21 protein-coding genes are annotated in these 22,654 nt (G+C 41.1%); 4 read left to right on the top strand and 17 right to left on the bottom strand.

The annotated features are described in order from the left end of the window. Window positions 1-199: 199 nt before the first annotated feature. Entirely contained in the window at window positions 200-2,296 is a 2,097-nt protein-coding gene (locus tag ACZQK9_RS08520; RefSeq protein ID WP_483270315.1) for an LTA synthase family protein, read from the bottom strand. A 129-nt stretch (window positions 2,297-2,425) separates the two neighbouring features. Here ACZQK9_RS08520 and ACZQK9_RS08515 point away from each other — a divergent pair, with 129 nt between their 5' ends. The 3 genes from ACZQK9_RS08515 to ACZQK9_RS08505 all read left to right on the top strand — a co-directional run bounded on the left by ACZQK9_RS08515 (window position 2,426) and on the right by ACZQK9_RS08505 (window position 5,104). Next, the gene (locus tag ACZQK9_RS08515; protein ID WP_483270314.1) at window positions 2,426-3,220 is read left to right on the top strand and encodes a class I SAM-dependent DNA methyltransferase; all 795 of its coding nucleotides are present in this window, start codon (window positions 2,426-2,428) and stop codon (window positions 3,218-3,220) included. A gap of 88 nt (window positions 3,221-3,308) precedes the next feature. Next, window positions 3,309-4,166 carry an Hsp33 family molecular chaperone HslO gene (hslO, locus tag ACZQK9_RS08510; protein WP_177986781.1) on the top strand — a complete coding sequence of 286 codons (858 nt, stop codon included), beginning with the start codon at window positions 3,309-3,311 and terminating at the stop codon, window positions 4,164-4,166. 101 nt (window positions 4,167-4,267) lie between these two features. Further along, entirely contained in the window at window positions 4,268-5,104 is an 837-nt protein-coding gene (locus ACZQK9_RS08505) for a PHP domain-containing protein (protein WP_483270313.1), read from the top strand. Window positions 5,105-5,475: 371 nt separating this feature from the next. Here the strand turns inward: ACZQK9_RS08505 and ACZQK9_RS08500 are convergent, their stop codons facing one another. The 12 genes from ACZQK9_RS08500 to ACZQK9_RS08445 form a co-directional block, all read right to left on the bottom strand. After that, the gene (locus ACZQK9_RS08500) at window positions 5,476-6,873 is read right to left on the bottom strand and encodes a sodium-dependent transporter (RefSeq protein WP_483270312.1); all 1,398 of its coding nucleotides are present in this window, start codon (window positions 6,871-6,873) and stop codon (window positions 5,476-5,478) included. A gap of 250 nt (window positions 6,874-7,123) precedes the next feature. Then, complete coding sequence (locus ACZQK9_RS08495) at window positions 7,124-8,113, bottom strand: 2-hydroxyacid dehydrogenase (RefSeq protein WP_483270311.1); 990 nt, start codon at window positions 8,111-8,113, stop codon at window positions 7,124-7,126. 323 nt (window positions 8,114-8,436) lie between these two features. Then, window positions 8,437-9,432 carry a biotin--[acetyl-CoA-carboxylase] ligase gene (locus ACZQK9_RS08490; protein ID WP_483270310.1) on the bottom strand — a complete coding sequence of 332 codons (996 nt, stop codon included), beginning with the start codon at window positions 9,430-9,432 and terminating at the stop codon, window positions 8,437-8,439. Window positions 9,433-9,488: 56 nt separating this feature from the next. Further along, a complete protein-coding gene (locus tag ACZQK9_RS08485; protein WP_483270309.1) occupies window positions 9,489-10,382 on the bottom strand; it encodes a deoxyribonuclease IV in 894 nt (297 codons plus the stop codon). A gap of 47 nt (window positions 10,383-10,429) precedes the next feature. Next, window positions 10,430-10,987 (bottom strand): hypothetical protein, encoded by a 558-nt coding sequence (locus tag ACZQK9_RS08480; RefSeq protein ID WP_483270308.1) that lies wholly within the window; start codon window positions 10,985-10,987, stop codon window positions 10,430-10,432. A gap of 129 nt (window positions 10,988-11,116) precedes the next feature. Next, entirely contained in the window at window positions 11,117-11,782 is a 666-nt protein-coding gene (locus ACZQK9_RS08475) for an HD domain-containing protein (protein ID WP_483270307.1), read from the bottom strand. A 158-nt stretch (window positions 11,783-11,940) separates the two neighbouring features. Next, on the bottom strand, window positions 11,941-12,438 hold the full coding sequence (locus ACZQK9_RS08470; RefSeq protein WP_483270306.1) for a low molecular weight protein-tyrosine-phosphatase: 498 nt from the start codon (window positions 12,436-12,438) through the stop codon (window positions 11,941-11,943). Between the two features lie 156 nt (window positions 12,439-12,594). Further along, on the bottom strand, window positions 12,595-13,794 hold the full coding sequence (locus ACZQK9_RS08465; protein ID WP_444108081.1) for a site-specific integrase: 1,200 nt from the start codon (window positions 13,792-13,794) through the stop codon (window positions 12,595-12,597). A gap of 120 nt (window positions 13,795-13,914) precedes the next feature. Beyond that, entirely contained in the window at window positions 13,915-14,247 is a 333-nt protein-coding gene (locus tag ACZQK9_RS08460) for an excisionase (RefSeq protein ID WP_444108083.1), read from the bottom strand. Window positions 14,248-14,423: 176 nt separating this feature from the next. Then, complete coding sequence (locus tag ACZQK9_RS08455) at window positions 14,424-15,857, bottom strand: relaxase/mobilization nuclease domain-containing protein (protein WP_483270305.1); 1,434 nt, start codon at window positions 15,855-15,857, stop codon at window positions 14,424-14,426. A gap of 14 nt (window positions 15,858-15,871) precedes the next feature. Then, window positions 15,872-16,207, bottom strand: coding sequence for a plasmid mobilization protein (locus ACZQK9_RS08450; protein WP_118669647.1), 336 nt, complete (start codon window positions 16,205-16,207; stop codon window positions 15,872-15,874). A gap of 13 nt (window positions 16,208-16,220) precedes the next feature. Further along, window positions 16,221-17,057: a DUF6017 domain-containing protein gene (locus ACZQK9_RS08445; RefSeq protein WP_444108088.1), complete on the bottom strand. Its 837-nt coding sequence runs from the start codon at window positions 17,055-17,057 to the stop codon at window positions 16,221-16,223. Between the two features lie 411 nt (window positions 17,058-17,468). On the opposite strand from ACZQK9_RS08445, the gene ACZQK9_RS08440 reads away from it, so the two are divergent. Beyond that, on the top strand, window positions 17,469-18,281 hold the full coding sequence (locus ACZQK9_RS08440) for a helix-turn-helix domain-containing protein (RefSeq protein ID WP_118669646.1): 813 nt from the start codon (window positions 17,469-17,471) through the stop codon (window positions 18,279-18,281). 54 nt (window positions 18,282-18,335) lie between these two features. Here the strand turns inward: ACZQK9_RS08440 and ACZQK9_RS08435 are convergent, their stop codons facing one another. From ACZQK9_RS08435 to ACZQK9_RS08420, 4 genes are all read right to left on the bottom strand, one after another. After that, window positions 18,336-18,788, bottom strand: a complete 453-nt coding sequence (locus ACZQK9_RS08435; RefSeq protein ID WP_444108090.1) for a GNAT family N-acetyltransferase — start codon at window positions 18,786-18,788, stop codon at window positions 18,336-18,338. After that, the gene (locus ACZQK9_RS08430; protein ID WP_444108092.1) at window positions 18,785-19,561 is read right to left on the bottom strand and encodes a P-loop NTPase family protein; all 777 of its coding nucleotides are present in this window, start codon (window positions 19,559-19,561) and stop codon (window positions 18,785-18,787) included. Before ACZQK9_RS08430 ends, ACZQK9_RS08435 begins: the two co-directional genes overlap by 4 nt. An 18-nt stretch (window positions 19,562-19,579) precedes the next feature. Further along, window positions 19,580-21,109 (bottom strand): ribosomal protection-like ABC-F family protein, encoded by a 1,530-nt coding sequence (gene abc-f, locus ACZQK9_RS08425; protein WP_483270304.1) that lies wholly within the window; start codon window positions 21,107-21,109, stop codon window positions 19,580-19,582. Between the two features lie 424 nt (window positions 21,110-21,533). Then, window positions 21,534-22,592 carry a hypothetical protein gene (locus ACZQK9_RS08420; RefSeq protein ID WP_349822842.1) on the bottom strand — a complete coding sequence of 353 codons (1,059 nt, stop codon included), beginning with the start codon at window positions 22,590-22,592 and terminating at the stop codon, window positions 21,534-21,536. Window positions 22,593-22,654: the final 62 nt, after the last annotated feature.

Raw genomic sequence — 22,654 nt, 5'->3', positions numbered from 1 at the left:
TAAGTGCTGATGTGCTCCAATGGTCTGCTTTAGAATTGAAAATCCGGAACAACTCGAATCTACATATAGTTCCTCATGCCCGAAGGTCGAATCAATTTAAAAATTTACAATCGAATCCACTTTAGCATACTTCGTTGCTTTTCACAACAAAATTCCGCTAAATCGTATCTTTTTGTACCTTTTCGTATGTTTTTCGTGGTTATTCTTTGTTTTGCTGTTCGGTTGATGTGGTGGTGTTTGTTGTGGTGTTTGTTGATTTCCTGCCGTACACATAGCCGTAGAAATCGGTGTTGATGACCTCATCGGACATGTAAAGTTTCGTTTCGACTTCCTTAATCTTATCGTCGATGTAGGATTGTGAAACTGTTTTTTCGTCCACATAGTAGGTCACTTCTCCGGTTTTCGTGTTATAACCTATCTTGTCTGTCTTAAAGCTATGGTCGGCGAAGATGACAAGTTCTTCCGAATCGGATAAGATATCGTGTCCTGCGAGGATGCGCGAATCATATGTCACGCCAAGTAAATTCAAGACAGTCGGAAGGACATCTACGCTTGCGCAGAGCTTCTTGACAGGAACCGGTTCTTCCATCGATGCAGACCAGATGCCAAGGCAGGAATGATGTTTTTCAAATGCATCATCGGATACATTCTTGCCTGCAAGCGCATCGTAGCCGCTGTCTGTCAGTCCATATGGATAATGGTCCGGTGTCACGATGAACACGGTCTTCTCCAGCTTTCCAGCTTCATCCAGCTTGTTGATCAGATCCTCTAGCGCTTTATCAAGCTCCATCTGTGCCGCAATATACGCCACCGCGTCTTCCGGCAAGTCCATTCCTTCTGTGCATTTTTCTGCTTCCTCACGGTTCTTCAGGCACATGGCATTGTAATCGTAATTATATGGAAGATGCCCACTGAATGTCATAAAATACATCAGAAACGGTTCTTCGTTAATAAACTCCTTGTATACTGCCTCGATCGTATCATAATCGGAATATGTCACATAGCTTGGGATATCCAGACCATAATCGATTGCCTTGAAATCATATCCCATATTCGCATGTGTCTCACTCCGGTTATAATAATAGAAGTCAAAGTCGTGGTATGCTTTGCTTGTGTAGCCTTTCTCATTCAATGCATTGCCAAGTGCATACGGCTGATATGTATCTGCTGACTTATAAAAACTCCACTCTGAGGAACACGGATACTGTCCCAGACAATCCACAAACTCTCCATCGATCGTACTGTGATACCAGATCGGATTATAGTAATTCTCAAATACAAAGCCGTCATTCATGATCTTATAAAGCGTCGGTGTGCAGTTCTCGTAGATACCGTATTTGCACAGGCTCTCCGCGGTAATGCATACAACATTATACCCTTCAAACATGCCCGTATATTCGTTCTGCATGGTCGGTGTCTGCTGCACACAATAAGCGGACAGATTCTTCAACTGTTCATCCTCGGCTGCCTGATATAACTTCTTAAAATCAACTGCCGGATCAACCTGTTCTACATACACAGGTGCCGCATCCGTATCGGTTGCCGTAGCTTCCATTGCATCACTTTCGGTTGCCGTCACATCATCTGGCTGCATATCTGTATCATCCAAAGTAAATGTCACATCTTTCTTTCCACCCGTGATCATCGTCTGCGCATCCCGCACAGTCGTCACACATACGCCGAGCTTGTTCATCGAAAGCTCCAGCACATACTGGTTGTGGAACAACTGATACGGCGAATACATCGCGCGTCCCTGCACATTCAGCAGAAGGATGGAAATGGTGCACAGACAAACCGCACTTGCCACACTTATAAGCCTTATTTTCATCTTCGGTCTGTCAAACTTTATCAAAAATACACGCAGCAAAACAAGTGCGATCACCGGCAACATAAACAGCAACATCCATCCAACATTCTGGCGGATCTTCTCGAACATCACGACCTTGAAATCCATCGCATTTCCGGCGCCGCCGACAGACACCAGACTTAAAAATGTCCCAAATATCCGGAAATAAATGAGCTGCACGATATCATACACGCAGAACACGGTAAGACCGACATGTGCGATGACCTCATTTCCGATGCGCGGCAGCCATACGGTGAGTGCCGCTAAGAAAAGCCCCAACGTGGCACCGAACAAAACCGGATAGATGCTCGTGCTTTCGAGTTTCTGATAAATCGCCAGATGAAACAGCACCTCCAGATAGATGCCCGTGCCCGCAAAAAATGGGATGCGCCAATACGAAAATGCATGCTTTTCCTTCTTTAATTTTATTGTCTGTATCTGATTTTTCATTGTAATCCTCCAAATCTCACATACGCTCTATCAATCGCGCATTTTATTATATATGATTTTTCCTTGTTTTTCACTATCTTTTATTTTATAATTTAAAGTTAGTGTTTACGAAAAATAAGGAGGTACCCTATGGCTGAAGCATATTCAAATTTTGCTGCTGTCTACGATGCGCTCATGGACAACATTCCCTATGACGCATGGGCAGACTATCTGCACGGCCTGCTTGTGGAATATGATATTGCAAGCGGCATTCTGGCAGAGCTTGGCTGTGGAACCGGAAATATAACCGAGCGTATGGCAGATTTGGGATACGACATGATCGGTATCGACAACTCCCCTGCCATGCTGGATATTGCAAATGAAAAGCGGGAACAAAATCATTCTTCATCGCTCTACCTGTGTCAGGATATGCGTGAGTTTGAGCTATACGGAACCGTTGCAGCTATTGTAAGTCTCTGCGACAGCGTCAATTATATTACCGAACCGGACGAGCTTACGCATGTATTTTCGCTCGTCAATAACTACCTTGATCCGGACGGACTTTTCATCTTCGACTTCCATACGGAGCATTATTACCGGGATGTTGTAGCCGAAGCGACGATTGCTGAGGATCGGGATGATATCAGCTTTATCTGGGATAATTATTATGATGAAGAGGAAGCGATCAACGAGCTTGCTTTAAGCCTGTTCGTAAAGGAACCTTCGGATTCCGACGATAACCTGTTCCGCAAATATGAGGAATTACATGTGCAAAAAGGGTACACACTAAAGCAGATGAAACAGATGGTAACCGATTCCGGTCTCACCCTTCTGGCCGCCTATGATGCATTCACACACGAACCGGCAGACGAGAACTGTGAGCGGATCTATATCATCGCGAAAGAAACACGAAACAAGAATTCAAAGAAACAATATATACAGTAATTTTGTATACCACTGCATCAATCATAAATAACAACACATGCAAGTATATATACAAAATTCAGGCACTCATTTTAAGGAGGATACATTTATGGCAGATACAATGATTCGTGGCATGGCAGCGAACAAGCAGGTTCGTTTCTTCGCCTGCAACTCTACCGATACTGTGGAAAAAGCAAGAATTACACATCATACCAGCCCGGTTGTTACGAACGCACTCGGCAGACTGTTGACCGGAGGCGTGCTGATGGGCGCCATGTGTAAAAATGATACCGACAAATTAACACTCCGTATCCAGTGCCAGGGGCCGATCTCCGGTATGCTTGTCACTGCCGATGCAAACGGACATGTCAAGGGATATGTCAGCGAACCGGAGGTTATGCTTCCTGCAAACGATGTCGCAAAGGCTGTGGATCTCGGTGTCTTAAGCGTCATCAAAGATATCGGTCTGAAGGAGCCATATGTCGGCGACACCCATCTGGTAAGCGGCGAGATTGCAGAGGATCTGACCTACTATTTTGCAACAAGTGACCAGATTCCAAGCTCTGTGGCTCTGGGCGTACTGTTCAACGACGATACATCCGTAGCAAATGCCGGTGGATTTATCATCCAGCTGATGCCATTTGCTGAGGACGCATTGATTGACGAGCTGGAGAAACGTCTGAAAGGTTTTTCTTTCACTGCGCTTCTCAAGCAGGGCATGTCTGTGGAAGCTATCGTACGGAAATTGTTTGAAGGCTATGATGTCGAGCTGACCGATTCCATGCCTTGTGCGTATGTCTGCGATTGCAGCAAGGAGCGTGTCGAGCAGGCAGTTATCAGCCTTGGCAGAAAAGAGCTTGGCGCTATGATTGCCGATAACAAGCCAATTGAAGTTGTGTGCGACTTCTGTCACACGAAATATACATTCTCACCGGATGAGCTGTTGAATATTCTGAAGAATAAATAATCCGCTTATCCGATATGGATTTGCATCACCTAAACAAAACAGATGGTACAAGCTGTGATATAAAATAATACATCAAACACGATCACAAGGAGGTTGGTAATATGGAACGAATCGATTTACATGTACATTCCAATGCGTCCGACGGTTCTCTGACACCGGCAGAGGTTGCCGACGAAGCAATGCGGATGGGACTTTCCGCGATTGCCCTGACCGATCACGACACGGTCGATGGCGTGGCAGAAATCTTAGACTATACAAAGGACAAGCCTTTGGAGGTAGTGCCGGGCATCGAACTGTCCTGCTACTATAACAATCGTGAGATTCATATTCTGGGCTTCTATATGGACTATGAAAACCCGGAGCTTCAAAAAGAGCTTGCCGTATTAAAGGAAGCACGTGAGGGAAGAAATGAGAAAATGGTAGCGATGATGCAGGCAGATGGTCTCCCTGTCACGATGGAGAAGCTGCTTCACGGCAACCCGGACAGCGTCATCACACGGGCACATTTCGCAAGAGTTCTTGTCGAGGAAGGTGTCTGCAAAGACAAGGATACCGCGTTCCGCAAATACATCGGCATCGGCTGCAAATATTACCTGCCGAAGCCACAGGTTACCTGTGAGACTGCTATGCGTATCTTAACGACTTATGGCAAAGCGGCATTTCTGGCACATCCTCTGCTCTATCATCTTGGTTATGCACAGATTGATGAGCTGTTAGCATATCTGAAGTCCCTTGGTTTAAAAGGGCTTGAGGCATTCCACTCTTCGAACAACCGCTTTGAAAGTGAGAAGCTCCGCTCGCTGGCTGCCAAATACGGGCTGGCAATCTCCGGCGGCTCGGATTTCCATGGGGTTGTGAAGCCAAATATACAGATGGGAATCGGACGGGGAAATATGAATGTTCCAAAAGAACTGTTGGATATAATTAAAACTTTATAATTGTATCTCCGCGAATAATATATATGATATAGAAAATAGCACAGAATGATTAAACACAGACGCGCTCTCGCTCACTTCCACACGCAGTGGTACTAAATTCGCAGATTTACGATTATTGATTATTATCAATTATTGATCTGCTCATTAAGTACCAGCGTGTTCCAATGGTCTGTTTATTAATACATTCTGTGCTATTTTCTATAATTCACGATTTCCCGCGAAGATAAAAATCTATTTTGACTCTTATTACGATTTTAACTGTAATCACACAATTCAATCTTTGCGTAATATCTTGCTGAGTTTCTTGTTGTTATTCGTTATTTCCCCGTCTGGCAAGGATTCCTTACCTTGTGTTAAGGAAGAATTTATGTTTACAGTTTCATGATTCCGAGTGTCTGCAGCAAAAGCAGGATCAGGAAGATTGGAGCGATGACCTTTACCATAGCAGTGTAAAGCCGCTTTCTTCCCATCTTACAACCGCTCTTTTCTACTTCTTCGATCACATTCTTCGGTTTGATGACCCATCCAACGAGAATACAGGTTGCAAGTGCTACGATCGGCATCAGCAGATTGTTACTGATGTAATCCATGATATCTAGGATCTGCGCCGTTGAACCATTCGGAAGCTTGAACTCGAAGTACAGCTTATTGTATCCGAGGCAGACAATGATACCAACGATCAGTGCGAAGATTCCCTCGATTGTGCCGGCCTTTGTTCTGCTTGTATGGAATGCATCCATAATACATGATACAACTGCCTCCATGACGGATACCGCACTTGTAATTGCAGCGAACAATACCATTGCAAAAAAGATTGTACCGATTATATTTCCGGCAACACCCATTGCAGCAAATACCTTTGGCAAAGATACAAACATCAGACTTGGTCCGGATGACATACCCTCTGTTCCCATAAATGCATACACAGCCGGAATGATCATTGCACCTGCAAGAAATGCAACAACCGTATCAAAAATCTCAATCTGATTAATTGATTTTCCAAGGTTTGCATCATCCTTCACATACGAACCATATGTAATCATGATACCCATTGCCACAGACAAGCTGAAGAACAACTGACCGAGTGCATCGATCAAAACCGTAAATAACTTTCCGATTGTCAGTCCCTCGAGATTCGGAACAATATACACCTTGAATCCCTGCAGACCGGTTACTACTTCACCTGCATCATTTGTATTTTTCAACGTTAATGAGAATATTGCAATTCCAAAAATCATGACAAGCAGGATTGGCATGATAATCTTCGATGTAGACTCAATTCCCTTATTGACACCGCGGAATACGATAAATGCGGATACTGCAAGGAAGATCACAAATGTAATGATTGGTTCCCACTGTGACGTGATGAATCCGGTAAAGAATCCATCCTGTGCAGCTTCAGCTCCATGTCCCGTCAAAAATACAAAGAAATATTTTACTACCCAGCCACCGATCGTACAGTAATACGGCATGATGATAACCGGTATAATACTCGCAATAGCACCTAAGAATCCCCATTTATCATGAAGCTTCGTATATGCCGTGAGCGGGCTCTGTTTCGTCTTTCGACCGATCGCAATCTCCGTAGTCAGCAGCGTGTAGCCAAATGTCAATGCCAGAATGATATAGACGACTAAGAATAATCCGCCTCCATCCTTGGCTGCCAGATACGGAAACCGCCAGATATTTCCAAGACCAACCGCACTACCTGCCGCCGCAAGTACGAATCCGATTGATCCACCAAATGAGTGTCGCTTCTTTTCTTCCATCCTTTTTCCCTCTCTTTTTTTCGTTCTCGATTCACAACACATACCCTCTTATAAAGAATTCTGTATCATGCATCTTGTCCGTTATTTGCTGTCTGATTTCATTTTGTTGTCCTATAAACAGCAGATAAGAGCCATTTTATCATAGATTCATTTTTAAATCCACATCTATTTGATAAAAACAGCAAAAATGGGCAGATATATGTGTGATACATACATCTGCCCGTACTTATGATTGTTATAATCTTGCAATTTATTTTACCTGATTGGCTTCATGGATGGTTCTATTTTCATAATCAACCGCATTCTGTAAGGTTGTCCGGCTGATTGCCGCAAGTGCCTCCCGCGTCAGAAACCCCTGATGGGACGTAATAATAACATTGGGGAATGAAAGCAATCTGGCTGTGATAGAATGCTGTAACAGCTCGTCCTCCCGGTTCTCAAATACATTGTCTCCCTCTTCCTCGTAGACATCCAGACCGACGCCGAAGAATTTGCCCTGCCGGATACCCTGTATCAGTTCCTCTGAATCGACCAGCGCACCGCGGGATGTATTGACTAAGATCACATCATCCTTCATCTGTACAATCGTATCCTTGTTGATCATGTGATAAGTCTCGTCTGTGAGCGGGCAATGCAGGGAAATCAAGTCACTCTGCTTCAGCACGTCTTCGAGCGGCATGTATTCCACGAATTCCAGCTCTTTATTCGGGTACATATCATACGCGATTACGCGCATACCAAATCCACGGCAGATCCGGCACATTGCAGCACCGATCTTTCCGGTCCCGATGATGCCCGCGGTCTTCCCATAAAAATTCACTCCGGTTAATCCCACTAAGCTGAAATTATTCTCCCGCACCTTGATGTAGCTTTTGTGTACATGGCGGTTGACCGCAAGCGCCAGTGTAATCGCAAGCTCCGCAACGGCTTCCGGAGAATAGCCCGGCACACGCAGCACCGTAATGCCAAGTTCATTTGCCTTTTCCAAATCTATATTATTAAACCCGGCACAGCGAAGCAGCACCAGTCTGATATTTATTGCAGCAAGCTTCTCCAGTACCGGCGCGCTCAGATCCGAGTTTACAAATGCACAGATTGCATCGCAGCCCTGTGCGAGTGATACAGTCTTCGGAGAAATATCAACTTCGTGGTAGATGATCTCGATGTCCGGGAAATGGGTAAGTTCTTTCTCGAAGGATTCCACGTCGTAGGTTGCTGCGTCGTAAAATAGTATCTTCATAATATGTGTCTCCTTTCGTTGTTTTACAAATCAAACAGTTACGAATCCTACTATACTGACCGAGTTGCACAGAATACTTATTCTTCGCAGACGCGCTCTCGCTCACTTCCACACGCAGTGGTACTAAATTCGCAGGAATATCATACATCAATTATTTATTTCTTATTGCCCTGCTCATTAAGTACCAGCGTGTTCCAATGGTCTGCTTAATAATAAGTATTCTGTGCAACTCGAATCTACATATTGTTTCATTTGTAATTATTTAATTGTAACAATGAATCATACACACATATTATATCCAATTTTCCCTTGGTTATCACGTATTACTGCAGCCGGATACTGATTTCACCGGTTGAGAGGTTTTCGCGGGTGCCATCCTCGTACTCGACAAGGAGATGGCACATGTCGTCGATATCAAGTGCGGTTGCCTTGCGCTCACCATCCTTTGTCACAACACGGATACCTTTTCCAAGAACCAGGCTGCGCTTCTTGTATTCCGCGATGAATTCTTTCTTCACAAAGTTTTTGTAGTAATAGAAATAGCGGTTCAGTGTCTCTGCCAAAATCTTATTCTTGATGTCACCGCTTTGCTCCTGCAGGACAGAACCGGCAATATTTTCCAGTTCCTTACCGAATCCTTCCGTCGGCATATACAGATTGATTCCGATTCCAACGATCACGTATTCCGGGTCTAAGTTTTCCATCTGGAATGCCGCCTGTGTCAGGATGCCACATACCTTGTGCGAATCGATGAAGATATCGTTGACCCATTTGATCTGTGGTTTCTTGTCCGTGTATTTCTCGATTGCTTCGCACACTGCCACGGCGGCGATTGTCGTGAGCAGCGTCACTTCCTGATTTGCAATCTGCGGCTTCAACAGGATACTGAAATAGATTCCTGTATTTGCCGGCGACATAAACGACCGTCCCAGTCTTCCGAGTCCGTTCGTCTGTTCCATCGCGGCAAGCACCAGGCCTTCTTCCTCCTGCGTCCGCTCACGGAGTGCAAGGTTCGTGGAGTTGATACAGCGGAACACTTCCAACCGCACCGGGCACTCGACGTCCAGATATTTCGCCGTTCCCTGTACAGACAACACATCCGTATCCTCCGCCAGCTTGTAGCCTTTGTTGTTCACGCCCTCGATTGCAAATCCATCCTCCTGCAATTTGCGGATGGCCTTCCACACTGCTGCCCGGCTGACAGATAGTTTCTTCGCAAGCTGCTCGCCAGACAGATAGGTGCCTCTGTTTTCTTCCAGTGTCTTTATAATTTCATCTCTGACTGCCATATTTCCTACTCTCGATTCTTTGTTTTTCATGTCGCCTGACGGCTCCATGTGTGTTTTCGCAATATGTCTAAGTTTCTTCGGATGACTTACTCCGCAAGCTTCGTAATTCTTGCCGCATCATACGCGCCACTCCGGAGCATATCAATCTCTTCCTTGTATGGCGGAAATGCTTTCTTCGCATCTGCAAGTGATTTCACATATGGTGTCTCCAGAATCTTCGGTACGTCCAAGAAATCCTTATGCCATACGATCTTATACAATGCATCAAACCCAATCGAACCAAGTCCGATGTTCTCATGGCGATCCTTCGCCGCTCCGCGTGGATTCTTGCTGTCGTTGATATGGAATACCGCAATCTGATCCTTGCCAATGATCTTGTCGAATTCTTCGATCACGCTGTCGAAATCATTTGCCACATCATATCCGGCATCGTTCGTGTGACACGTATCAAAGCAGACACGCAGCTTGTCATTATAAATGACACCATCATAGATACGCGCCAGCTCCTCGAAGCTTCTGCCAATCTCGCTGCCCTTTCCTGCCATTGTTTCAAGCGCGATATATACCGGCGTATCTTGGTTAAGCACCTCATTTAACCCTTTAATAATACTATCGATGCCTGCGTCGACACCGGCATTCACATGGGAACCCGGATGCAGGACAAGCGTCTTGCTTCCCATTGCCGCGGTCCGCTCGATCTCTGTCTTTAAGAAATCAACCGCCAGCTGGTAGATCTCCGGCTTCACCGTATTTGCCAGATTGATGATATACGGCGCATGTACCACAAACTCTGTGATATCATTTGCCCGCATCAGCTCCCACGCTTCTTCCACGCGCAGCTCCGACACGTCCTTCCGGCGCGTATTCTGCGGCGCTCCTGTATATAACATAAATGTATTTGCGCCATAAGAGAGCGCTTCCTTCACCGAGCCAAGCATCATCTCTTTGCCGCTCATTCCAACATGACTTCCGATTTTCATACTGTATAAACTCCTTTTTATGAAATGTCTGTATATGATTTTATGCCTTACAACGATTGTCCGGATTGAGGCTGCGTATTATACCCATTGTTCGGCATTTGGTACATCGGATCACCATAGTATGGTGTCTGCTGCATGTTATTATCCCTTCCGCATAGCGTTCCAATCGTGATTGCCAGAAATATCATAGCCAATATATGAAATGGTTTTTCCATAAAATTCCTCATATTATTCAGAATCGAAGCTTTCGCCAGCACTGACGCCCCATAAAAAAAGGCATATTCCCGGTTTACTGCAACCACACATACAACATTTAATACATTTAAAATAATATGGCTCACAAGAACAATGACTGAAATCGCCAATCCGGTTCTTTTCTTCTGCGATTTCCGTGTGATGGTGCATGCAAGAATATACAAGGCCACAATCAAAATCGGACATATAATGCAGCGGACATCAAAGATTCGTTCGGTGTTTACATCCACGCCAAAAGATTGAACATATTTGTCCTGCGGTCCAAAGTAAATAATCCAGTTCATAATCATAGCCAGCACACTGCAGATCATCGCGATTGTAACCAAGACATTTGTGCATTTTAGTTTCATACGCTTCCCCCATATTTATACTATAGTTTGCTAACCAAATAACCGGAGCATTGTCAAACAAGCACTCCGGAATCAGTTTACAATTATTGTAATTATAGCATTTTTCTACAGGAATATCCACAGAAGATTTTACAGTACCTTACTGCCATTGGCAGTCAGCTTGAATTTCGCTCCGAACAACTCCGCCCCGTGCCGGCACATCTGCATGCGTCCAAGGAAAATATCGAAATACTCATACATCGTACAGATCTTCTCGTCAATTTTGAGTTCCAATGCAATCTGGCGTTTCTCCCGATTGATCTTCAGATTCGCTTCCGTGACTGCGTAATTCACCCAGTCGTGAATATCGTAGGTCGACTTATCACGCGAACGCACACGGCTTCTGCGGACATCCGTCTTATCCGCAATAATCATCGCCGCTGACACAATATCCACGGCACCTCCGGTTGACTCGTCGTGATGCCCAATCGCAGAAACGATGGTTGCACGATCTGTAAACGGCATATCCATCCGCCGCAGGATATCATTTGCAAGGAGCGCGCCATACTCGGCATGATGTTCACGATTGACTGCATTTCCAATATCATGCATATATCCGGCGATCTTCGCAAGTTCGATCTCCGCGTCAGCATGTCCGAACTTCTCCATCAGATATGCCGCCCGTTCTGCCACCAGCGTGCAATGTGTCTTCGAATGCTCCGTATAGCCAAGCGTGGCTAAATTCGCATCGCCTTTCTTGATAAATTCGTTAATCTCTTTGTTCTTGATGATGTCTTTGTATAATATCTGTGCCATTTTCTAAACCCTTCTTCTTTAATATGTGAATAGTTCCGGCAGGATCTGCCACATACTCTTCATGTAAAAACCCCCATTTATTATGATTTCTATTTCATAATAAACAGGGGTTGTTAAATATGTTATCTCGCATATGTTAAATACGCGTAAATGCTGTTTTACTTATGCAGTTGTTCTTTGTCTATGATGTAGGCGAGCAAGCCCTTGCAACCTACCAAAACATCCTCAAATGTCTGGTCAAAATCGCCGGTATACCACGGATCAGCCACATCACATGCCTCGCTCAACCTATGCGTCTTCTCATAGTCCGCGAATGACAGCATCTTGTAAATCTTCCCTTCCACATCACTACCACCGGCAATCCGCGTCATATTCCGGATATTCGCACCATCCATTCCGATCAGATAATCATAATATGTATAATCCGCGCGTGTCATCTGTCTCGCCCGATGCGGAATCAACGGAATCTGCTCCTGTTGTAATTTTCTCTTTGTCCCATGGTGCGGCGGATTCCCAATCTCCTCTGTACTAGTCGCTGCCGAATCAATTTCGAAATAGGAATCGAGATGGGACTGGCGGGCGAGGTGGGTGAATACGCTTTGAGCCATGGTGGAACGGCAGATGTTGCCGTGGCAAATGAATAAGACTCTAATCATACGCTTTTTCCTTTATTTTCAAGTGTTTCAGCCATTTTTATACTCTGCTAACTTGGCATATATTGGTATAACATGGCATAGTTTTGTAAGCAAAAGGTGTAAAATAAGGTGTAAAAATATCGCCTTTACACCTCGGTATTTTACACGGTAAATGGATTAGACATTTGCAATTCTTTCAATCTCAGCCTTGGCATCCTCGAACTTAACATGGGTATAAACATTAAGTGTCACACTTATATCAGAGTGCCCCATAAGGTACTGTAAAGCCTTAGGATTCATTCCGGACTTAGCCATGTTTGTACAATAGGTATGACGGCATACATGCGGAGTAATGGTCGGAAGCTGCACCTTATAGATGCCATTGTATTTATCAAGAGCATGCTTGAAATAATGCTCCCAATGAAGCGAATAAGAAATGCTTCCATCCTTATCAAAAAATAAGAAACCACTTCTGCCATCCACCATCGGCTCAATCTTCGGAGGATTACGATTCTCAATAATACGCTTAAAGCATTCCTCTACATCCGCTGACATCGGCAATACTCTTGTTCCGCTGTCAGTCTTGGTTTCCTCAATATAGTATCCACGCTTCCCCTTTTTCTGCAGCTGATGATCTACATTAATTCTGTGATTCTTGAAATCAATGTCTGACAAAGTTAAACCGCAAAACTCAGAGATTCGAAGTCCCGTCTTAAAAAGAATATACATTCCGTCATAATATCGACAGTAATGTGCATCTTCTTTTATAAACTTCATAAACTTTCGTTCTTCCTCTCTGCTGATGGCTTCTCTTTTGATGCTGTCATTGATAACCACATCAACAAGCTGAAATCCAAATGGATTTTTGCGAATCAAATCATCGTCAACTGCTAACTGAAATGCAGGTCGAAGCACTCCACGAATTGTATGAATGGAGCTGTAACTCTTTCCATCCTTCTGCTGAAGCTTAATAAGCCATGCCTTTGCATCTGAGATTTTCACAGTATCAATTCTCTTTCTGCCAAACGGATCCTTCTTAAGAAGATTAATTACTGTTCCATATCCAGCCATTGTAGTAGGTCTTACTCCGTTCTTTACCGAAATATACTTTTCTACAAGTTCAAGCACATTAAGTTTGCCTCCGTTTACAACAATGTGATCAAACTGATCTGCTTCGATTTTCTTTTCCATTTCTCTGAGAGATTCTGTATGTTTCTTTCCCACCGGCATTCTGTCATTATGGTCAAGTCGCCAACTGTAACAATAACGCTCATCCCCATAATTATCTACATACTTATATCTGTACTGTCCGGTGGAAAGCTGAACCTCTCCTGTGTGTAAAATACGTCCTCTGTTATCTCTTCTCTTTTCGCTCATATTCGGTCTCCTTTCTATTTTCCAAGTAAATAAGAAAGGACCATCCCGTGATTGTAATTCTACCATAGGAGGTCCTTAGTGTCACGACATTTGCCGTTTGTGTCATTATATTTTCTGTTGTCATACTACATACGCTGTGCTTAAATATGTTTCAAACTCAGGTCTTTTTATTCTAATCTGAGTTCCAATCTCCATAATATATTCCGCTCCGGCATTTTCTGCTGCAAGCTGTCTTAGCCTCTTCTCACCTATGCCAAAATAAGATGCTGCTTCCTCTATGGTAAGCAGATATTTTTTCCATACCGGGATCGTCTGTGATGATTTCTTTAACGCTTTGTCCGCTTCTGCAAGTTTGCCATTCAGTCTGGCTATTGCATCATAGGCTAACGGAATACATGCAGGTATTGCTTTGGGTGCCATGTTTATTTCTTGCAAAAATAATACTTCTTTCATTTTTAAATTCCTTTCTTTTCTCAATTTATTTTTTCTTATTAAGTTCTTTATAAAAGATTGCAAGCAATGATATCCGTTAGCGAATATCGATTTTGCTTGTTGGGGACGAATTCCCCAATCCCCCCAAACCTCACCTTCGGCTCGGAGCTGCAAAACACTTTTATCAAAATCAACTCCTATAATGAGGTATCACCTTTCTTCTTTTGAATGTCTTGCTCCAGCCGATTCTGCTCTCCAAGAAAATGTTCTACATTCTGTTTTGCAGATAGAAGTTCCCTCATCTCTGTTCTTGCAATCTTGAATTCTGAATAGATTTGATTTTTCTCTTTAACCAACTTTTGAAATTCTGCATCCAGTTCCCTGATTGTAGGAATCGGTCCATCATATTTTTTGAATGCATCTTTTGCCGCCTGATATAATGTCAATGGTTCTCGATGTTCTTCAAAAAAGTTGGCATCAAATTTCCTTGTCTTATATTCCATATAGATTTTCCTCGACTTAGAATAATTGAAAATATGCTGACGAAGAGCTTTTATTTCGGCCAAACGTGCTTCAATTTCCTTTTGTCTTGCAGATAAATAATCAAATTTATCAGTTGCTTCTTTTGCTGCTTCGCTCAACTTTTCATAATCTCCAAGGCCTTTTTCACTTAAGAAAATCAAAGTTTTGGAAATAGCCTTTATATTGTGAAGCTTTGCCCAACGCTCATATCCAGGACCTTTATTCTTTGCAATGATGCTCTGAATATCAAGAACGGTATCTACCTTCTTTTCCGTTTTTTGCTCCGCTCTCTTCCCTGCAATCACATTTCTTGGATCATCTGAAACAATATCAATTACTTCACCGGCAATTCTCTTTTCAATATCTTTTTCTGTATATCCGTTTCCAAGTGAGCGAAGTCGCAGGAAATTCTTCTGTTCTTTTCCTTTAACAGAAATATATTTTCCCCGTTTAACTTCATAGCCGTTACCTTCAAGTGCTCTTAAAAATTCATCAAAGCTATCTGGCCTTTTCCTCTCAAAAATCGAATCTATCAGATTGCGGATATCATCTCTTTTGGTTTCTTTTTTCGGATAAGTTGTCCGGTTTTGCCACTCCCCCGGCTTCTTCTCAGGAATAACAGAAAGGCCATGTTCTAAGCAGATAAGATCACTTAATCGCCTTAGCGAAAATGACGACAGGAAGAAATTCTTATACTTATGCTGCGCATCCAGTGTGGTGGAATTGTAAACAATGTGGTTATGGATATGTGCCTTGTCCACATGAGTTGCAACAATAAAAGCATGTTTTCCTTTCGTCCATCGCATCGCCGTTTCGTATCCTATCTGGTTTGCCTCTTCCGGTGTAGTTTCACCGGGCTTAAAGGATTGCCTAATCTGATAAGCAATTACATCCTTTTCTTTTGGATTTCTTCCGGTGTTAACCGCATACTGATTCTTTGTGATTTCAAATTCCAAATCCACGGTACTGGGATCACATTCATAAGATGAAACAAATTGCCCGGCTTCGGTCTTCTCATCATTTTTTGCATAATCAGTTCTTTCCTTTAAGCACTGTCCCATGCTCCTGCTCTTTTGCAGATGCATGGGAATTAATCTCGTCGCCGCCATAGTACCGTTACCTCCTACTGAATCTTTGCCAGTTCAGAAAAAATGCCACGGAGCAGTTTCTGGATTTCTTTCTGACCTGCGGTAAGTTCTTCAACATCACTCTTATAAACAGCTCCGGTTTCATTTGCATGTTTTGCAATCTGATTTATATTGTTGGAATTGATTCTTGCCAGCCTTTGAATCTCCTGTAAATCACCCAAATCAAGCTTTAAGATATATCCATCCATCGCCATTTTTCTTAAATATGCAGAAGGATGGTTGACTCCTGCCTCCTGCATTCTCTCACTGATACGGGCATATTCACTTTCTGTAACCCTGAAATTAATCTGTTTCGTTCTGTATTCCTTCATTTGTCATTTCCTCCTAAACAAGCCCATTCGCATGGTCATTGTTATACATTGCTTGATAATAATTACTGATTGTCAGTGGTGCATTGTAAAGCGCAGCTAACAGATATTGCTTAATGTTTCTAACCTGTGTGGAATTCTCCTTAAGACAGGACAACACATAGGATATATGGCTATAATCCAGCTTCATAAATCTGCTTTTGACTACCTCTAGTGGCTTGTCATCACCAGCAATCCGTATTGTCTTTCTCTTAGAGCAGACCGTATCAAGAATAAGCTCCATTATTTCCGTAATACTTTCTCTGTCATAAGGATTATCATGATAAAGAGCATCTACACAGAGCTGTTCATCAAAATACTGTTTATATGACCGTCTCTCATCCATATCCACATCTTCATCCGCTGATAAGATAGGATTAATATTATTAATATCAATATAATTTTTATCAGTATTATTACCTGATGATTTTAAGCACTCTGTAGTGCTGATTTTCAGCTCTCCGGAATGATGATTTTCATCACTCTTGAATGCTGAAAACAGATTATCTGCAAAGTTCATAACATAGATAATATCCGGCTTTCCAAGCCCTTGTTTCTTACGTTCAAGCAGTCCCGCTTTTTCTAATTCACGCAATAACTTAGTTGCCTTTTGATGTGCACATCCCAACGCTTCCTGTATGCTTTCTAAAGTGCAGTAGATAAATACCCTGCCGGCTTCATCTTTCCATTCGTTCATTGCTGACAAAGATACCCGGTCTAAAAGAATTCCATATAGAATCTTTGCTTCCGCCGATAAATCTTTGTATTCGTCACTTTGGAAAAATGCTTTTGGTGTTCTATAGAAAGCAAACAACTGCGCTTGATCTCCATAAAATTAATTAAATCGCTTCTTCATCTTTCCTCCTGTTAATATTTCTTTTTGTCGTCTCCCCTCCTCAATTCCTGGCAGGTAACCTCTGGTTTCTTTAGCCCTGTGGACTGTTTTGGACTGTGCCGTTATCACGACCTTGGCTCGCTCACGGTTTTCCGGTCATCGCTTAGCTTCCCCGAATCGGTATTGATTTGGAACGCTCATTTAGTTTTTTTGTTTGTATAGCGATTTTCTCAAAATCAGAGGCCGCATCCCGTATATCCAAAAGGTAGGATTTTTTGCAAAAAAATAAGAATTTCCACGCTTATGGAAATCCTTGTTGATGTGAACTGTTGTTCTGCTGTATAATGTGTCGGTAACCTTTTGTGAGTATAAATGAAAGAAGTGATATAGATGAATTGCAAGCTAACGCTTGGAGAGAAATTAAAAGATTTAAGAACAGCTGCAGGGCTGTCCCTAGTAGAACTTGAAGAAGCTACCGGAATATCAAAATCCGCACTTGGCAGCTATGAAAGTGATGATACCAAGAAGGAAATAACCATTGCACCACTTATTACCTTGGCAAAGTATTATGGAGTAACAACTGACTATCTACTTGGTATGACAGATAATAAAGAACAGCATCTATTTCCGGTTGATGAACTTGGTCTCGATGATGCCACTGTAAAAATACTGAAAAGCGGTGATTTAAATGTCAGGCTTATTTGTGAAATGATTAAGAATCCTGCTTTTGCTAATTTCATGTCTGATATGGAGATTTATGTTGATAATCTAGCTGCTATGCAGATTCATAACATGAACAAATATATTGAATATACCAGAGCAAAACTTCAAGAAAAAGGGACGAATACTAGCGACCACTTCATGAAAACGCTTGAAGCTGCCACTATAAAGGAAGATGACTATTTTGCAAATCTTCTCGGCAACGATATCACCGGAATTGCAAAGGATATTAAAGAAGCTCATAAAAAAGATTCCAATACCGGAAGTGACACAACCGAAGTTGATGAAATCGAAGATGCCTTTGAACAGGTACAGAAGGCTGATAATGCTACACAGGCTCAAATGATTATGTACAGTAAAATGTTCAAAATCAACTTTTCCAAAATGGATCCCCATGAATTCAAGACCTTTACAGATATTCTTCAAAGATATTCAGACGCTTTTAAGGTGCCAAAAGGCAATGGAAGAGGCAAAAGAAAATAGACTTTACTACAACAAAAGGCAGATTAATACCATCTGCCTTTTGTTGTTATATTACTATCTGTGAATGTACATTCTTGTCTTTTCCGGTTCACCATCCCCTTGAACCATACATACGAATTCCCATCCATAACGTTCATAGAAACCAATGTGGTCCGTCACTAAATATAAGGTTGCTACTCCTTTGTTTGCCATATCATCAACAACTTTATTTAGCAGTTTTCCGGCTAATCCCTTTTTACGATGTTCTTCTTCCGTGTATACAGCGCATACATTCGGAGTCAAATCCTTTCTATCATGAAAGTCATTATCTATTACCCCAAGCCCAGCAACTATGTTTTCACCATATAAGCATAACCACCATCCATTCTCTGTCTTACCTGATAAATATGCTTCCATACATTTCAAGTATGCCTCTGTCGGTACGCCCCACTTGCAATGAAACCACTCAGCTGCAATTGGCGCTAATTCTGGCTTTTCTCTTAATATTATAATTTTATATTCGTTCATATATTTGTGTTCTCCAGTCCTATTTTCCTTTCTATAATTTCATAATATCCCTCAAAAACTTCTCGAAGAATTCTTCTTTCTAAATCCACTCTGTGCTCCAGATGCTTAACTAACCCTTCCATTCCTATATAGCCATGCGCTTTGAAGAATGGTGCTCCTTCAAGATATTTTATCATAACAGGAAACCACATCTCATTTCCAGCCTCATCACTTCTCTCTTTTTTTATTATTTCTTCAGCCTCTCTGACATTGTCTACAGAAAGATAAATGATTTTATATTTTTTACCTTTAAGCGCATCCTTTACTCTCCTATAAAAATCCACTATTTCATCGTCATTCATCTGTAAATATAAAATCTGATTCTCAATAATGTTCTGAAAAATAGAGCATTCAAATAATTGATTGTCCTCGCTCCAGCTAGTAAATCTACTTAAAACAATTTCTTCAAATTCTGCCTTAGATTTTAGTCCATTGTATATCTCATACTGCTCCAGTTCTTTATGGAAGTCAGGAATATCTGTGATGATTCGTGTATATGTAATAATATACATTTCACCTTCCTTCACCGTATTCTTTTTTATTTCTCCTGCAAGATTGGCATATTTCTTTATTATTATTTCATATTGTGAATGCGAAACATATGCACACCACGCCAGTTCAACTGGCGAAAAGTCGCCTTCTCTATACGCTTTAAGTTTAGGATTGTCCTGAGTCATTTTTTCAAGCATGGTGGTCTTTCCAGAACCTTGTATTCCTTCAATAAAGTAATTCATATAGCCACAATCTCCCTTCTATAATCTAATAACCTTATTTGCTATTTTTTCTTTAAAAGTCACATCATGCTCTACCAAAAGCATGGTCGGTCTATAAGTTTCAATAAGCTTTTCTATCTGCATTCTTGTAAAAACATCAATGTAATTAAGGGGTTCATCCCATATATATAAGTGTGCTGATGTGAGTAAACTTGCAGCAATCAGAACTTTTTTCTTTTGACCCTCTGAATACTGTTCCATCGGCTTTACAAACTGGACTCTCTCAAAATCTAATTGTCGAAGAAGTGATAAGAAAAGCGTGTAATCAAGCCCCTGTAATTCACAGTAATCCTTAAGAAAGCCCTTTAAATGGGATGTATCTTGGTTAATGTATGAAATAACTAGATTCTCAGGAACTTCGAGTATTCCTTCCCCTTCATAATTTGCATTCTCTTTAACAATTCCACGATTCATATCAAGAATTGCCTTAATAAGACTTGATTTGCCGGAACCGTTTTCACCATCAATAACTACGCGGTCGCCATTATTAATTTCAAAACTTAATCCATCAAATACATTATTATCTGAATCCTTATATTTAAACGAATAATCTCGCCCAAACAGCAAACGCTCTTTATGATATTTAAGTGGCATTAATTTAAGGTCCGTCACCTCTTCGATGTCATTTAAAAGTCCTTCTTTTTTTTCAATTTCTCTGTCAATCCTACCTTCGTAAGCCTTCACCCGCTTTTGCATTTTCTTGGTTATGGCACCAATATATCCTCTAGTATCTATAGACCGGTCGTGCTCCTTAATGGGATCAAATCCTATCTTTGTGTTTTCACTTTTCTCTGCCCATCTGCCTGCTCTTTCTGCTGCTACCTCAAGTTTTCCGATTTCTTTAAGATGCTTTTCATTCTCAACACGTGCATTGCTATCAGCTTTTTCCTTATTCTCCCACCACGAGCTAAAGTTACCTGTCTGAACTTCAATTGAAGCGCGATTAAGTACCAACACATGGTCAATACAAGCATCAAGCACATCACGATCATGAGAAACCAAGATAAATCCCTTCTTTTTCTTAAGGTAACTTTTGACTATCTCCCTAGCTTCTTTATCAAGATGATTTGTTGGTTCATCTATCAAAAGGAAATCATTGCCGCCGGAGAATAATATTGCAAGCATTATCTTCGTTCTTTCGCCAAAACTTAATGTACCAAAAGGTCTGTACAAAAGTTCTGCATCGATAGACAATTCCGGCAATTCACACATAACCCTCCAGATTTCTACTCCAGGCTTCCAGGATTCTATAAGCTCGCCGGCAGTTTTAGTCAGCTCTTCTGAATTAACAATGTACGGAAAGTAGTCAAAAATCGTATTGGTACTAATATTTCCTTCATATTCATATTTCCCAAGAAGCAAATTTAAAAATGTTGTTTTACCCTTTCCGTTTCTTCCGACAAAACCTAACCTCCAGTTGGTATCAATAGAAAAAGAGGTATTCTCAAATACATTATCGAAACTACCTTCATATGCGAAGGTAAGATTATTTACATTAATTTGTGCCATATATTTTCCTCCTTCGCCTGCCCTCAATACATAACAGCATTCATTGTACACGACATGCATAACAAAAGGGGGTCTATCTTGCATACGCAAAATAGACCCGCAAAAATAACTCTATATTTATCCTACGATAAGTATAAAGTGAATTCGGATGCGATAATCTAATTTAAGCGTACACAAACAGCCCGCCATCGGCAGGACTTAAAACTAAATGTGATAACTTAAACTAAACTATCTAATTCTCATTTCTTCACCTTACACTCAATGTGCTCTTTCTTTTTGTTTATTGTCGAAATAATACCATTGTATATGACCAATGTCAATATGCCAATTTGTTTTGGACTATGACTCAAGTTATTCAAATTGCTTTACCTTTTACAATTATTCTTTTGTCTCAATGCTATTAACAACAATGATAATCAGTGTATTAACTTTTCAATCTCAGCAGATACAATATTGAATATGCACGATTATATAAATACTCTATAAACTGTGAATCATTCAATGGTTCTCTTTTCTCCTTAGCAGCATTTAAATAATCATTATGTCTTACATCAAAATATTCATTGGATAACTTCATTAATTCATCCAATTCTTTTTTCACAACCGCATAAACTTTGCCATCCATATTATCGCTCACACTCAGAGCCAACGCTTTATACTGTTCATTTCTAGTATCTCCTTTAGTTGATATTAGATATTGAAGCGCATCTATAATAAAATCTAATGCGCTTTTCTTTTCCATTATATCTTTACTATTAATCATTTCCTCCGAAAACTGTATTTTTCGTTCAAACATTCTATAATTAATAATTTTATCAATAGGAGAAGTTGATTTATAGCCTTGCTTTATTACAATCCCATTTTGCAACCTATATGGCAATTTGAATATTTTAAATCTATCATTAACCTCTATAGTAAATTTATAATGGCATTCTCCCGTGTTAATTATCCAGTGCTTATATGCGATCTCTATAAAAGCCTTTATATCTACAAAGTCACCAGTATTATTCTTTAACGAACTTGGATAAACTGTACCTCTATATAAAGTAAATTCATGGTCATAATCCAATTCTATGAACCACATTCCTCCATCCCAATTATCCCACCGCAAATATTTACCATCTAACAATTCCAAGCCAGGTAATTCTGTTTCGAACCAATGAATAAATGAATTCCAAAATCTTTTCTCCTTAACATTTTCTTCGATTCCTTTACCTTTATATTCAATTCCATTATCAGCCAAATACTTTATCAGCATTGCTCTCACAATATTTGCATCACGTATTTCCGTTCCTGTTCTTATCAACACACTCGTTTGTAAATTTGGTATATCATTCTCAAAAACATTTGATATTTCAATAACAAGATCAAATATTTCATCATTTGAACCTATTGTCGCGTTATAAGTTTCAATTGCAGTATCTATTTTTCTTATGTATTCATTTATAAATTCCTCTTTAACGGAATTAATTATATCTGGCATTATTTCACCTCTTTTTAAATGACAGTAACCATGCCTACGCCATTTCTGACTTAGGCGGTAGG

It is taken from the genome of Wujia sp., assembly GCF_056872695.1.
This window is presented reverse-complemented; position numbering and strand designations above follow the sequence as displayed.

Bases quoted from the DNA above. Each gene is read 5' to 3' on its own strand.
- abc-f (WP_483270304.1), bottom strand. From the start codon at position 21,109: ATGGCACAAATTAATGTAAATAATCTTACCTTCGCATATGAAGGTAGT.
- ACZQK9_RS08505 (WP_483270313.1), top strand. From the start codon at position 4,268: ATGGAACGAATCGATTTACATGTACATTCCAATGCGTCCGACGGTTCT.
- ACZQK9_RS08475 (WP_483270307.1), bottom strand. From the start codon at position 11,782: ATGGCACAGATATTATACAAAGACATCATCAAGAACAAAGAGATTAAC.
- ACZQK9_RS08435 (WP_444108090.1), bottom strand. From the start codon at position 18,788: ATGAACGAATATAAAATTATAATATTAAGAGAAAAGCCAGAATTAGCG.
- ACZQK9_RS08515 (WP_483270314.1), top strand. From the start codon at position 2,426: ATGGCTGAAGCATATTCAAATTTTGCTGCTGTCTACGATGCGCTCATG.
- ACZQK9_RS08420 (WP_349822842.1), bottom strand. From the start codon at position 22,592: ATGCCAGATATAATTAATTCCGTTAAAGAGGAATTTATAAATGAATAC.
- ACZQK9_RS08495 (WP_483270311.1), bottom strand. From the start codon at position 8,113: ATGAAGATACTATTTTACGACGCAGCAACCTACGACGTGGAATCCTTC.
- ACZQK9_RS08440 (WP_118669646.1), top strand. From the start codon at position 17,469: ATGAATTGCAAGCTAACGCTTGGAGAGAAATTAAAAGATTTAAGAACA.
- ACZQK9_RS08520 (WP_483270315.1), bottom strand. From the start codon at position 2,296: ATGAAAAATCAGATACAGACAATAAAATTAAAGAAGGAAAAGCATGCA.
- ACZQK9_RS08460 (WP_444108083.1), bottom strand. From the start codon at position 14,247: ATGAAAGAAGTATTATTTTTGCAAGAAATAAACATGGCACCCAAAGCA.
- ACZQK9_RS08500 (WP_483270312.1), bottom strand. From the start codon at position 6,873: ATGGAAGAAAAGAAGCGACACTCATTTGGTGGATCAATCGGATTCGTA.
- hslO (WP_177986781.1), top strand. From the start codon at position 3,309: ATGGCAGATACAATGATTCGTGGCATGGCAGCGAACAAGCAGGTTCGT.
- ACZQK9_RS08490 (WP_483270310.1), bottom strand. From the start codon at position 9,432: ATGAAAAACAAAGAATCGAGAGTAGGAAATATGGCAGTCAGAGATGAA.
- ACZQK9_RS08455 (WP_483270305.1), bottom strand. From the start codon at position 15,857: ATGGCGGCGACGAGATTAATTCCCATGCATCTGCAAAAGAGCAGGAGC.
- ACZQK9_RS08480 (WP_483270308.1), bottom strand. From the start codon at position 10,987: ATGAAACTAAAATGCACAAATGTCTTGGTTACAATCGCGATGATCTGC.
- ACZQK9_RS08465 (WP_444108081.1), bottom strand. From the start codon at position 13,794: ATGAGCGAAAAGAGAAGAGATAACAGAGGACGTATTTTACACACAGGA.
- ACZQK9_RS08430 (WP_444108092.1), bottom strand. From the start codon at position 19,561: ATGAATTACTTTATTGAAGGAATACAAGGTTCTGGAAAGACCACCATG.
- ACZQK9_RS08450 (WP_118669647.1), bottom strand. From the start codon at position 16,207: ATGAAGGAATACAGAACGAAACAGATTAATTTCAGGGTTACAGAAAGT.
- ACZQK9_RS08470 (WP_483270306.1), bottom strand. From the start codon at position 12,438: ATGATTAGAGTCTTATTCATTTGCCACGGCAACATCTGCCGTTCCACC.
- ACZQK9_RS08485 (WP_483270309.1), bottom strand. From the start codon at position 10,382: ATGAAAATCGGAAGTCATGTTGGAATGAGCGGCAAAGAGATGATGCTT.